General features: G+C 66.7%; 4 protein-coding genes. All 4 read left to right on the top strand.

What is annotated here, in order from left to right; genetic code table 11:
* The first annotated feature begins 114 nt into the window (after nt 1-114).
* The 4 genes from recC (at nt 115) to JHB91_RS09490 (ending at nt 14,407) form a co-directional block, all read left to right on the top strand.
* Entirely contained in the window at nt 115-3,597 is a 3,483-nt protein-coding gene (recC, locus tag JHB91_RS09505) for an exodeoxyribonuclease V subunit gamma (protein WP_199472541.1), read from the top strand.
* Entirely contained in the window at nt 3,594-7,286 is a 3,693-nt protein-coding gene (locus JHB91_RS09500) for an exodeoxyribonuclease V subunit beta (RefSeq protein WP_199472540.1), read from the top strand. The genes recC and JHB91_RS09500 overlap by 4 nt, the downstream gene beginning before the upstream one ends.
* Nucleotides 7,287-7,375: 89 nt before the next feature.
* A complete protein-coding gene (recD, locus tag JHB91_RS09495) occupies nt 7,376-9,232 on the top strand; it encodes an exodeoxyribonuclease V subunit alpha (protein WP_199472717.1) in 1,857 nt (618 codons plus the stop codon).
* A gap of 300 nt (nt 9,233-9,532) precedes the next feature.
* Entirely contained in the window at nt 9,533-14,407 is a 4,875-nt protein-coding gene (locus JHB91_RS09490; protein ID WP_199472539.1) for an AAA domain-containing protein, read from the top strand.
* Nucleotides 14,408-14,430: the final 23 nt, after the last annotated feature.

Below are 14,430 nucleotides of genomic sequence, written 5' to 3'. Positions count from 1 at the left end.
GCCACCGATGACGCGCGGCGGGTGTGGAATGCAGCGTATGCGGCTGCGGGTGCGCGGGCCGTGCACGCGGCGCGCGTATCACCGGCTGCGACCGCGCTCCGGCATGATGGCCACATGACCCAGGGGACCGGCGACTTCCGCCTCTACCACTCCAATGCGCTCGACGTGCTGGCCGGACTGCTGGCCGCCGAGCTGCGCACGCCCGCGCCCGGCCAGGGGCTGCTGGAGCCGGACGTGATCCTGATCCCGCAGGTGGCCATGCGCCGCTGGCTGCAGGCCACGCTGGCCGAAGCGCACGGCGTGGCCGCCAACCTGGAGTTCCTGACGCCGGGCGAGTTCGTGCAGCGCGCGCTGGATGGCAACGTGCCGGGGCGTGGTGACGACCTCGACGCCGCCGCGCTGCGCTGGCGCATCCATGCCGCGCTCGCGGATCCGGTGCTGCTGCGCGATCGCGGCCTGCAGCCCATGCGCGCCTATCTCGAAACCGCACCCGACCCGCTGAAGGCCTGGTCGCTGGCCGGCGAGCTCGCGCAGGCGTTCGAGAAGTACAAGGCCTGGCGCCGCGAATGGCTGCTGGCGTGGGAGGCGGGTGACGCGCCGCGCGATCCGCAGGCGGCGCTGTGGCGGCGCGTGGCGGGCGGCACGGACCATCGCGCGCGGCGCATTGATGCCTACCTGCGTGGCTTCGCAGACGCAGGCACGCCGCTGCCGGCCGGCCTGCCCAAGCGCCTGTTCGCCTTCGCAATCCTCAACGTGTCGCCGGACGTGCTGCGCGTGATCGCCAGCCAGGCGCGCGTCGGCACGCTGCATCTGTATGTGCCGTCGCCCAGCCGCGACTACTGGGGCGACCTGCAGCGCGCACGCGGCGGCGATCCGGAGGCCGCTGCCGGCGAAAACCCGCTGCTGCGCGCCTGGGGCGCGGCCGGGCGCGACTTCATGGCGGTGCTGGGCAACTACGAAGTGGTGCACCCGGACATCGAGATCCGCGGCGATGCCGACCCGGGCGAGGGCGGCGGCGCGCTGCACGGCAGCCTGCTGCGGCGCCTGCAGTCGGACCTGTTCCACCGCCGCCCGTCGCCGCCACTGACGCCAACGGCAGACGACGCGCGCACCCGCCTGCACGCGCTGCGCCGCGACGACCCCAGCCTGCAGGTGCATGCCTGCCACACCCGCCTGCGCGAGCTGCAGGTGCTGCACGACCAGCTGCGCGCGCTGTTCGAGGACCCGCGCTTCGACCCGCCGCTGGAGCCGCGCGACGTCGCGGTTCTGGCGCCGGATATCGATCCCTATCTGCCCTACCTCGACGCCGTGTTCGGCGGCCGCGGCCGGGCGGACTCCATTCCCTACGCCGTCGCCGATGCCAGCCCCTTGGCCGGCGAGCCGCTGGCGGAAGTGTTCCTGCGCCTGCTGGCACTGCCGGTGGCGCGCTTCGGCCTGGTGGAAACGCTGGACCTGCTGGCCAGCCCGCCGCTGGCCGAAGCCGCCGCGCTCGATGCCGCCGCCTTCGCGCGCCTGCACGCCTGGCTGCACGCCGCCGGCGCGCGCTGGGGGCTGGACGCCGCGCACCGCGCGCGCCTGGATGCGCCGGCGGACGACGCTTATACATGGGCCTTCGCACTCGACCGCCTGCTGCTCGGCCATGCCACCGGCAGCGATGCGCCCATCACCACCGCCAGCGGCCAGGTCATTGCGCCGATGCCGGAGCTGGAAGGCAGCGCGCTGGACGCACTCGACACCCTGGTGCGGCTGCTGCGCGTGCTCGCGCGCCACGCCCGCACGCTGGATGAAGCACTGCCGCCCGAGGAGTGGCGCGAGCGCCTGATCCGCCTGCTGGATGCGCTGCTGCCGAAGCCGCCGTCATCGCCTGCGTCGCGTCGCGCGCTGGATCGCCTGCGCAGCCTCATCGATGCCTTCGCCGCCGATGCGCGTCGCGCCGGCGTGGCCACGCCGGTTCACGCCGAAGTCGTGCGCGCGCATTTCGCAGCCGCGCTGGGCGAAGCCGACACCCGCGCGCCGCTGCTCACCGGCGGCGTCAGCATCGGCCGCATGGTGCCGATGCGCCTGCTGCCGTTCCGCGCCATCTGCCTGCTGGGCATGGACGACGGCGAGTTCCCGCGCCGCGACCCCGCCGGCGGCCTCGACCGCCTCACCGCCGATCTCGCCAGCGGCCAGCGCCGCCAGGGCGACCGCTCCACGCGCGATGACGACCGCTTCCTGTTCCTGCAGCTGTTCAGCGCCGCGCAGGACGTGTTCTACGTGAGCTACCAGGGCGCCGACCCGCGCGACGGCAGTGCGCGCGAGCCGTCGGTGCTGGTGGCGGATCTGCTGGCGGCCGCCGATGCGCAGCACGCACCGGAGGCGGAGGCGGGCGACGCGCTGGTGGTGCGGCACACGCTGCAGCCGTTCGCGCCGGCGGCGTTTGGCAGCAGTGACGAACCGCGGCGGTTCTCGTACCACGCGCAGTGGTGGCCGGCGGCGGCTCAGCCTGCGCAGCAGCGGGTGCCGTTGCCGGCGTGGTTTGGGGATAACGCGTTGGCGGCGATGGCCGCGAAGGCGGCTGGTGAAGCCGACGGGCGCAGCGCCACGCATTCGGTGCAGGACGGCGACGCACGCGAGCACACGCTGTCGCTCGACGAGCTGCGCCGCTTCCTGCAGGCGCCGGCCGACGTGTTCCTGAAGCAGCGCCTCGGCCTGCGCCTGGCCGAGGTCGAGGCGATCGACGAGGACGTCGAGCCGCTGCTGGCGCCGGGCCGTGGTTTTGCGCGCCAGCAGCTGCAGAAGGCGGTGTTCGACGCCGTGCTGCGCGGTGACGACGACGCGTCGACGCACGCCCTGCTGCGCGCGCGCGGCCTGCTGCCGTCCGGACCGCTGGGCCGGCGCACGCTGGACGATGTGCGCGGGCAGGTGGATGCGTATGCGGCCGCCTTCGACGCGTGGCGAGGTGCTGCGGTACCGGAGGTGCCAAGGCCGATCGAAGTCCCGTTCGAGGGCGTGGTGCTGCCGGACAGCGATGGCATCGCGCGCCGCGTGAAGCTGCAGGGCCGCGTCGCCGATGCCTACCCGCACGGCATCGCACGTATCCGCTTCGATCCGCCCGCCGGGCAGTCCGCGATCCGCAACGGCCTCGACTGGCTTCTGGCAAGCGCGGCCGGCCAACGCGTGCCGCTGGTCGAATTCCACGACGGCGGCGAACACGGCGTCGGTCCGTTCGTGCGCCCACCGCTGGATGCCGATGAAGCGCGCGACGTGCTGCGCATGCTCATCGACCTGCGCAGCAAAGGCCTGCGCCGGCCCCTGCCGTTCGCGCCCTACAGCGGCTGGGAGCTGTACCGCGCCGACAGCCTCGAGCGCGGCCTGGACCTTGCCGCCAGGCGCTGGCACGGCAGCGACCGCAGCTGGGGCGAGGGCACGGGCGAAGCGCTGCGGCTCGCGCTGCGCGGCCGCGACCCGTTCAGCGACGAGGCCACGCAGGTCGCGTTCGTGGACCTGGCGATGGCGATCTATTCCGCGGTGGTGGCCGGCAAGGTCTATGCCGGCACCGACCTCGGCGCGCTGCGCGACATCGCCGCCAAGCTCGACCTGGAGGACGCCGAATGAGCGCCGACGGCGACACCCAGCACGCGCCCGCCCGCGACCCGTACCTCGACCTCGCGCTCGACGGCGTGCACGCCATCGAGGCGTCGGCCGGCACCGGCAAGACCTTCACCCTGGCCACGCTGGTCGTGCGCCTGGTGGTGGAGCGCGGGCTGCGCGTGGGCCAGGTGCTCGCCGTCACCTTCACCGAGGCCGCCACGCAAGAGCTGCGCAGCCGCATCCGCGCGCGCCTGCTGCTGGCCGAAGCGCTGGTCGGCACCACGCCGGCGGCAAACGCGTCGCCAGAAGCCACGCTCACCCACGCCGTGCTCAACGCCCACCTCGCGCGCGACAGCGAATCCGCCGACGCCCTGCGCCGCCGCCTGCGCGCAGCCGCCAACGACATCGACCTCGCAGCCATATTCACCATCCACGGCTTTTGCGCGCGCGTGCTGCGCGAGCATGCGCTGGAAGTCGGCCAGGCCTTCGATGCGCCGGAGCTGCTCACCAGCGACACCGCGCTGTACGAAGCCATCGCCGCCGACCTGTGGCGTTCGCACGGCAGCACTGCGGACGCCGCCGACGACCTGCTGGCGCTGTGGCCGGGTGGCCCGCAGGCGCTGGCCGCGGATCTCGCGCCGCTGGTGCGCGAACCCCTGCTGCGCCCGGCGCTGGCCGAGCTGCCGGACGATCCAGCGCCGCGCCTGCACGCCACCGGCGAGGCGCTGGCCACCGCCTTCCGCGCCCACGGCGACGATTTCCGCGCCGCGCTGGTGTCCGCGGTGGAAGGCAAGATCCTGCACGGCGGCAGCTACAAGCTCGACTGGATCGCCGCGCTGTTCGATTCGCTGCACCACTGGTGCCACGCCGGCGAGCGCGGCGCGCCGTTCGAACACGCCAAGCTTCCGCAGCTGCACCGCGACACCCTGATCCAGCGCACGAGCGTGAAGCACACCGGCCGCACGCCCGATTCGCCGATCTGCGACGCCGTGCCCGGCTACCTCGACGCCCTCACCGCGGTGGCCGAGTGGAAGGACGCGCGCCGCGTCGAACTGCTGCACCGCCTGCGCGACGACGCCCGCCTGCGGGTCGCCCGTGCCAAGCAGCAGCAGCGCGTGCAGACTTATGACGATCTGATCGATCGCGTCGCCGACGCCATCGACCCCACGCATGACGACGGCCGCCAGGCCGAAGCGCTCACCGCCAAGCTGCGCGCGCAGTACGCCGTGGCGCTGGTCGATGAATTCCAGGACACCGACGCGCGCCAGTGGCGCATTTTTGACCGCGTGTTCGGCGCTGCCAGCGGTGCGCCGGCGCTGTACGTGATCGGCGACCCCAAGCAGGCGATCTACGGCTTCCGCGGTGGCGATGTCGAGACCTACCTCGCCGCGCGCGCCACCGCCGAGAGCGCGCCGCCGCTCGCGCTCAACTTCCGCTCGAGGCCCTCGGTGCTGCAGGCGGTCTCCGCGCTGTACGCGCAGGCGCAGGCGGCGTCCGACGCCGACGACAAGGTCCCGCCGCCCTTCATCGACGGCCGCATCGCCTTCAAGGAAGTGCTCCCCGGCGGCGTGCGTACCGACGCCGACTTCCAGCACCACGGCGTCACCGCGCCCGCACTCACCCTGTGGCGCGCGCCGCCGCCAGAGGCCGACGCCAAGGGCAAGCTGAAGCCGCACAGCGCCGGCCGCTCGCGCGAGCTCGCAACGCAAGCCTGCGCCGCCGCCATCCACCGCGTGTTGACCGATGCCCGCGACGGCCACGCCAGCATCGAAGGCCGCCCCGTGCAGCCCGGCGACATCGCCGTGCTGGTGCGCTCGCACAACGAGGCCACGCGCATCCGCCACGCGCTGGCGATGGCCGGCATCCCCGCGGTCGCCGCCGGCAAGCAGAGCCTGTTCGCCACGCCCGAGGCGCGCGACCTGCACGCGCTGCTGCTCGCGCTGCTTCACGGCGCCGACGACGGCCGCCTGCGCATGGCGCTGTCCACGGTGCTGGTGGGACTGGACGCCACCGCGATCGCCACGCTCGACGAAGACGGCGACGCCCTGCGCGACTGGCAGCTCAAGGCACTGGCCTGGCGCGACCGCCTGCAGCGCGGCGGCCCGCTCGCGCTCATCAACGACCTGTGCGCCGAACACGCCGGCCGCCTGCTCGGCCTGCTCGACGGCGAGCGCCGCCTCACCAACTACCTGCAGCTCGCCGAACTGCTGCAGGACGCGCAGGCGCGCGCGCTCGGCCTGCACGGCCTGGTCGACTGGCTGGCGAATGCCATCGCCGACGCCAATGCCAACGACGAGAGCCAGCTGCTGCGGCTGGAGTCCGACGCCCGGCGCGTGCAGGTGGTCACCCTGCACAAGAGCAAGGGCCTGGAGTACCCGCTGGTGTTCATGCCGTTCGCGGCCATCGGTTCGCCCACGCGCAGCCCCGGGCAGCGCGCCGTGGTGAACGGCAAGGCCGGTCGCGCGCTGCACTGGAAGCTGATGCGCTCGCAGTCCGGCTGGGACGAGGCCGAAGACGCCTGGCGCCTCGCGCAGCGCGCCGAAGACGCGCGCCTGCTGTACGTCGGCCTCACCCGCGCGCGCCACGCGCTGTGGCTGGCCAGCGGCATGTTCAGCAACCACGACAAGTCGCCGCTGCTGCACATGGTGGCCACGCCTGATGCACTGGCCGCCGCACTCGGCAGCGCGGTCGCCATCGACGACAGCACGCCGCCGGCCAAGCTGCCGTGGTTTACGGCGGATTCCACCGACAGCGTGCCGCCCGCGCGCATCGCCGGACGCGCGCTGGCCAGCGTCTGGTGGGTCTACAGCTTCACCCAGCTCGCCAACGCCGAAGGCCAGGGCGACGCCTCCGCCAGCGCCACCCAACCCGCGCCCGGCGGCCAGGACGAGCCCGCGGCAGATGCGGATGCCGCGCCTGCGTCGGGTGCCGACCCGGCCACCGAGGCCGACGTCTTCGACCCGCGCTTCGCCGGCACCCGCTTCGGCGTGGTGCTGCACGACGTGCTGGAACACACCGACTTCGCGCGCTGGTCCGCGTGGACGCCCGGTGCGCCCGCGCCAGGCGCTGACGATGCCGAGCTGATTGCCAAACGCCTGCGCGCCGGCGGCTACCCGGCCGAAGACATCGACGACGGCATCAACGTGCTCACTCCGCTCATCGGCCACACGCTCACCGTGGCCCTGCCCGAAGGCGTGCGCCTGGCCGACGTGCCCCCGGACCGGCGCCGCCCGGAGATCGAGTTCCAGTTCGCGCTCGCGCCCACCCGCGTCGACGCGCTGCTCGCGCTGCTGCACCGCCACGGCCTGCTCACCGCGCGCCAGGGCTTCGGCGCGCGGCGCCGGCTGGAAGGGCTGATGACCGGCCTGATCGACCTCACCTACGTGCACGACGGCCGCTGGTACGTGCTCGACTACAAGTCCAACCGCCTGCCCGGCTACGGCCCCGCGCAGCTGGATGACGCCATGGCGCACAGCGAGTACGACCTGCAGGCGCTGATCTACACGCTGGCGCTGCATCGCTGGCTGCGGTTCCGGCTGGGTGACAAGTACGACTACGCCCGCGACTTCGGTGGGGTGCGCTACGTGTTCTGCCGCGGTCTGGATGCCGCGCGCTCGGATGCGCAGGGCGTGCAGGCGTGGCGGTTTGATCCGGAGTTGGTCGACGAACTCGACGCGCTGTTTTCTGGCCACTCCGTGGAGGTTGCGGCATGAGCACGCTCCCGCTGTTTCCCGAGAGCCAGGCTGGCGACGCAGTCAACAAGGTCGACACGGTCGTCGACGTGGAAGCGAGCGCGCCAGGCATGCGCGATGCGACGCCGCCGGACCAGGCGCATGCAACGCCCCGCACGGGCCTGCTGCAGGAGCTCCGCAAGACCGGCGCGCTGCGCACCCTCGACCACGCCCTGGCGCAGAGCCTGCGCCGACTGGATCCGGACACGCCGGACAGCGTGCTCGCGGCGGCGGCACTGGCCTCGCTCGCGGTCGCATCCGGACACGCAGGCTTCGATCCCGCGGAGCCGCAGCGCCTGGTCGATGCCGCGATCGACTGGCCCACACCCGAGGCCTGGACCGCCGCGCTCGAAGCCTCGCGCTGGGTCGCCCACCCGGACGCCGGCGATGCCGAATCCGCCGCGGACGCCCCGCTCGTGTACGAGCACGGCCTCGTCTACCTGCGCCGCTACCGCGAGTACGAGCGCCGCCTGGCCGACGGCCTGCGCCGCATCGGCCGCGCCGCCCCGCACACAGGCGCGGCCGTAAGCGATGGAGGCGACGCGCACGTCCCCGCACACCTCGCACCCCTCTTCGCCCAGCTCTTCCCCGAAGCCGCCACTAGCGACGATCAGCAATCCCGCGCCGCCGCCGCCGCGCTCCACCACAGCCTGCTGCTGGTCACCGGCGGCCCCGGTACCGGCAAGACCACCACCATCACCCGCATGCTGGTGCTGCTGGCCGCGCAGGCGCTCGAAGCCGGCGCCGCGCCGCCGCGCATCGCCCTGGCCGCGCCCACCGGCCGCGCCGCCGAACGCATGGCCGAGAGCGTGCGCAACGCCGTGCAGGCGCTGCCCGCGCTCGGCGTCCAACCTGCTCTGTGCGCGCGGCTGCCCACCACCGGCACCACGCTGCACCGCCTGCTCGGCACCATCCCCGACAGCCCACGGTTCCGGCACCACGCCGACAACACGCTGCCGTTCGACGTGGTGGTGGTGGACGAGGCCTCGATGATCGACCTGCCGCTGATGGCCAAGCTGGTCGAAGCCGTGCCCGACGGCGCGCGCCTGGTCCTGCTCGGCGACCCCGACCAGCTGCCCTCGGTGGAAGCGGGCGACGTGCTCGCCGGCATCCTGCGCGCCGCCGAAGCCACCGCGCCCGGCGCCACATTCCCGGCCCGCCACATCCACCTCACCCGCGGCTATCGCCAGAGCGCAGCGCTCGACCTCGCGCCGCTGGCCGCCGCTGTGCGCGAAGGGGACACCGCTACCGCGCTGTCACTGCTGCGCAGCGGCGAACTGTCTGGTGTGCATTTCCACGAAGGCAATGCCGACCCGTTGCAGTCGCATCGCGAGCAGCTGCTCGCGCACTGGACGTCCCTCGCCGACGCCAGCGATCCCGCCGATGCACTCGCGCGTGCCGGGCGCCTGCGGATCCTCACTGCCGTGCGCGAAGGCCCGCAGGGCGCGCGTGGGCTCAATGCGCGCATCGAGGAGATGCTCGCCGGTACGCGGCGCGGCGCAGGTCCTGCGTCCGCGGCAAGCCGCTACTTCCATGGCCGACTGCTGCTGGTGACCGAGAACAGCTATCGCCATCGGCTGTTCAACGGCGACATCGGCATCTGCCTGCGCGATGACAGCGGCACGTTGATGGCGTGGTTCCCCGGCGACGATGCGCGTACCCCGCGACCGTTCCACCCTGCGGCGCTGCCTGCGCATGACAGCGCGTTCGCGATGACGGTGCACAAGGCGCAGGGCAGCGAGTTCGACGAGGTGTGGTTGGTGTTGCCGGAGCGCTTCAACCGGGTGCTTTCGCGGGAGCTGGTGTACACGGGGACGACGCGGGCGCGGAGCGTGTTGCATGTGGCGGGGAGTGCGGAGGTCATCGCGCATGCGTTGGCGCGGCATGCGGGGCGGTGGTCGGGGCTGGGAAGGCGCTTGAGCCACTAAGGGAGGGGCGCCTAAGCCACACGGTCATTGGGACTGCCAACTAATTGACGACCATGCAATTCGAGTGCCTGATATTGCGTAGCGGTAACATCCGAGAGCTCAGAAATGTAAGGCGCGGATTTCCGCGACGAGAACAATTGAACAGGCGACTGTCCTGGAAGTCATAAAGAAACCAGCTCGGTGCACGGGCAGTACCGTGTCGCGTTAGAATTGTTCTCGTTTTAGAGGGATTGGCAACGGCAAGTATGCGTGTCCCCGCTCATTGTGAGCGCACCGCTGTCAGAGTTGGTTCGGGGAATGATGAGCGTACGTCCTTATTTCAACGCCAGCACCGAAGAGTTGGAGACTCTCTTCGAACAAGCCGTGACCCAGCGCGATTTGGCTGCACTGGACAGACTAGCGCAGGAGCTCGAACACCGAGCCAAGCCCCGTGCAACTTATCTAAAGCAAAAAGTCCACGCTTTTCAGGCGACCTCAGAACAGCGCCAGGAGGCATGCTCCATTGAGGAGCAACCGACGATCGGTGCGTCTGTTTCCAGCGTCCCGCTAATTCAACCATCAGCCACTCACGCTGACGGGTCCATCGCCCACACCGGGACTGCAATGAATATCATTGAACGCTTGAGCGGGCTGTTGAACTACGTAATCCAAACCGCAAAACTCAAGGGCACGCCTGTCCGTGCAGTCGAGCGTCACGGAATTTTTAAAGCCTATGAGAATGAGTTGCTCGGCTTGCCCGGCATCGAATTTAACATCGGCGCGAATGAAGACGATGTCTGGCTGCGCGTAGCTCGCCTACATGAAACAGCGCCGCCGATTCCAAAGACCCAGTTGCTGGTGGCGTTGATCGCGCAGTCCAAGAATCCTGCGAATCTCCCGGCTCTGGTGTCGGTGATAGACCGAGCGAAGTTGGAATCTCTTGGTATTGAATCTCCCGAGCCCATCACGGAAGAAGAGCGCAGCTTGCCGATTCGATTGGAAACTTTGTCGATTGCGGAACAAGTAGATTCGGAGCTTCGAATATATATCGAGAATTTCTGGCAGCCGTGGGCGAACCAAGAGAAGGAAGTTCGCAAATCGATTGGGTTCTATTCCTCGCTGTTCGCCCTAAATCAGATGCTGCAAGGTAATCTCGTCGATTCACCACTAGAGTTGGTAATGGGTGTTGGAGTGGCGATCTGGGAACTCCCGGATGGCAAGGTCTACTATCCTTTGCTGACTAAGTTGGTAGAGCTGGCGGTCGATGAGCGCACTCACGCAATCGATCTTCGCCCGCGCTCACTTGATCCGCGCGTCGAACTCGAGATTTATGCAGCGTTGGACAACCCCGGTGTAGCCAATGTGGCACGCGCAGGGAAGGACCATTTTTCGCGACTCGAAGAGTCCCTCAGCCCCTTCGTGCCCAGTACCTACGAGCCGCTCTTGCGGTCCGCGGCTAGCTTGCTGGATGCAAAGGGGGTGTACTGGCCGGCACAGACCACGGCCGATGATCGGCAACTCCCCAAAGCCTCTCAAAACTTGCAAGTCACCGATACCTGGGTCCTGTTTGCCCGTCCACGATCCTCCAGCTTGTTCATCCAAGACATCGAGCGGTTTGAGAAGCTGCTTGAATCAGGTATTGATTTGACCAGTCTGTCGTCGGCTACCTTGGCGTTGGTGTCCGATCCCTCGAACCGGGTGGACGAGCCTGAACCGACGAATTATCGCGGGCTGTCTAACATCGACCGGCATGCGGGCACCTCGGACAAGGCCAATGACCTGTTCTTCCCGCTGCCCTATAACGACGAGCAGGTCCAGATTGTCCAGATGTTGGACCACCATGACGGGGTGGTCGTCCAAGGCCCGCCGGGAACGGGCAAGACGCACACGATTGCTAATGTGATTTCCCACTACCTCGCATTAGGCAAGCGCGTGTTGGTCACTTCAATGAAAGACCCGGCCTTATCAGTTCTTCAGGAAAAGTTACCTGAAGACATTCGCCCGTTGGCCATCAGCCTGCTAAGCAGCGAAGCCGATGGCATGAAACAGTTCGAACACGCAATACGGAAGATTTCGGCGGAGGTTGGCCGGATTGACAAGCCTCAAATGCGTCGAGAAGTGGTCCAGCTTGATCAACGAATCGACCAGTTGCACGCCCAGATCGCCAAGATCGAGTACGAGATTTCGGCTTGGGCCAAGAAGAACCTGCAGCCGATCTCGCTTGATGGACAGGTATATTTGCCGGTAGAGGTGGCGAGGGAAATTGCCGACCACCCTCACGAAGCTGGTTGGATACCGGACGTACTGACCATCGCACCCGAGTACACGCCGACATTCGATAGTGGAGATGTTGTCGCTTTGCGGGCAGCTCGCGCAGCGTTGGGCGCTGACCTAGATTTGCTTGGTCAGACGTTGCCGGCGATTGATGCCTTCCCGGCGGTGACTAAGCTGCAGCAAGTTCACACGGATTTATCGCGTCTGGCTGAGTTGAACGAGCAAGTCAGTACTTCCGCTGTGCCTGCGTTGCGGGATATGGAGCAGGCAACGATAGAAGATGCGATCGAGGCTCACAGTCGTGTGGTCGCTCTCAAACACACCCGGCAGTCCTTACATGGGATGAACTTTGATTGGCTGGAGGGTCTGGAGCGGCGTATCCGCCAGTCGAGTGGAAACGATGATCTGTTAAAGCTCTTGAATTCGCTAAAGGCGGAGGTCCAGGGGTTGCTTGGCGAGCGCAAACAGTTCATTGCTCGCCCCGTATCCGTGCCACAAGGCGTCTCAGATGACTTGATGCAGGCGATCTATAACTTGTCTCAAAGTAAGAGCGCTTTCGGACTGGTGGGGGTTTTTGGCAAATCAGCTGAAAAGAAAGCAATCGAGGGCGTTAAGGTCTTGGCGGGCCCGCCTAAGTCCAAAGAGGACTGGCGCCATGTTCTTGAGTTTGTACGATTCACACGTAAGTGCGAAGCCATGGTTGTGCGTTGGAACGCCTTGGCTGAGGAGTTGCAACTGCCGCTGTTGGCGTCGGCCCATGAGTTTGCGTCGAAGCTACCGATGTATTTGGACGCATTCGAAACTCTGGACCGTTGCGTACGCGAAGAGCAGGCGCTCGTAGCCTTGTTGAAACCGCTGCTCCCTTCTTGGGCTGAGGTAAGCGGGACTAGTTACACGGTTTCGCAGTTGGCCCGGGTTGAAGGAATCCTGGACCACAATCTCACTCGGAATCGATTGGCTTCCACTTGGCACGTCAAGGAATCCTTCCTGCGCGCATTGGATGGCTGCAACGGACCGATTGTTGAGGGCGTCACCGGCTTCCTGCACCATTTTCTTGGTAATGCGGCATTGAGCGAGACCGAGCTACATGCCCAGTGGTCCGAGCTGATGGCCGAGTTGCGCCGGCAGCACGGGCAAAGCCCTCATCTGCGTGTGGTCATTGAGGTGACGGAAAAGCTTGAATCATCTGGTGCGAATCAATGGGCACGACTGCTGCGTTGCCAGCCGCTAGCCTCGTCTCACGATGATTTATTGCCTGATAACTGGAAGGACCTTTGGCGCTGGCGGCGTTTGCTGACGTTGGTTGAAACCATGGATGGGCGCTCCCAACTGGGCCGCCTGTCGCAACAGCGGTCTGATCTTGAGGCAGATCTTTCCAAGGTTTACCAAAAGGCCGTGACGGCACGCACTTGGCTGAAAATGGCAGAGAAGGCTACGCCTGCCGTCAAGTCAGCTTTGGAAGCCTATCGCGTCGCAATTTCTCGGATTGGTAGAGGTACCGGTGTGCGCGCTCCGCGCTTCCGCAAGGACGCGCGTGTCGCAGCTGAAAAAGCAAGTCCAGCGATTCCTTGCTGGATCATGCCGCACTACCGTGTGAGTGAGTCATTGCCGGTGGCCTTTGGTGAATTTGACTTAGTCATAATCGACGAGGCTTCGCAATCCGACTTGACAGCGTTGACGGCCATCTTGCGAGCCAAGAAAATCCTCGTCGTCGGTGACGATCAGCAGGTGTCTCCGGAAGGTGTGGGCCTTGAGGAGGACAAGATTCGTGGCTTGATGAACCAGTATCTGGATAAACAGGTCGACTTGTATCGGCCGCAGATGTCGCCTGATAAGTCGATCTACGATCTGTTCAAGGTCGTATTCGCCAAGGGACAGGTAATGCTCCGAGAGCATTTCCGCTGTGTTGGTCCGATCATCGAATACTCAAAGCGTGAATTCTACAATCACGAGCTTCGGCCTTTGCGCATGCCACGCGCTTCTGAGCGGCTTGATCCTCCGCTCATTGATGTGCACGTGATTGACGGTTCGCGTGGGAATGGCAAGACGAACCAAGGTGAGGCCATCTTTATACTTGAGGAAGTGAGGAAAATAACCGCCGATCCAAAGATGGCCAAACGCAGCATTGGCGTGGTCTCTTTGGTTGGCAGCGAACAGGCAAAGCTGGTCTGGGACAAGGTAAGCCAAGAGCTGGGCGAGGAGGTGATTGAGAAACACCAAATGGCTTTCGGTGATGCCCGTACCTTCCAAGGCAAGGAGCGCGACATCATGTTCCTATCCATGGTGGTTTCGGGCCGCGCCCAAGCGTCCTCCCAGGAAATGTTCCGTCAGCGCTACAACGTGGCCGCTTCGCGTGCCCGCGATCGCATGTATCTGGTCCGCAGCATCACCGTCGAAGAACTGAGCCAGACCGACAAACTACGTCTAGGGCTGATTCAGCACTTCCAAGCCCCTTATCTGCAGAACGAAGAGAATGTCTCAGACCTGAGAACCTTGTGTGAGTCTGATTTTGAGCGCGAAGTCTTCGATCTTCTCGTTGAGCGCGGGTACCGCGTGCAACCGCAAGTCAAGGTTGGAAGTTATCGGATCGACCTCGTGGTCGAAGGTGAAAATGATGCGCGCCTGGCGATCGAATGTGATGGTGATCAGTATCATGGCCCCGATCAGTGGGAGCACGACATGATGCGTCAGCGAGTCCTTGAGCGTGCAGGGTGGCGCTTCTGGCGCTGCTTTGCTTCGACGTTTGTATCGCACCGAACGGCGTTAGTCGAAGATTTGATGGCGACGTTGAAGCGGGATGGCATTGAGCCGACCAGCATGGATGGATCGCTACACAGCATTCACAGTCAGTCAGTTCGGTTTGAGGCGTTCCCTGTGCCGCTGTCTGAGGTGGAAGAATCGGTGGCCATCGCTAGTTCCTAGTACACGTTTCTAGCTATTGAGTG

It is taken from the genome of Luteimonas sp. MC1828 (assembly GCF_016461615.1).
In the GTDB taxonomy this organism is placed as follows: domain Bacteria; phylum Pseudomonadota; class Gammaproteobacteria; order Xanthomonadales; family Xanthomonadaceae; genus Luteimonas.
This window is presented reverse-complemented; position numbering and strand designations above follow the sequence as displayed.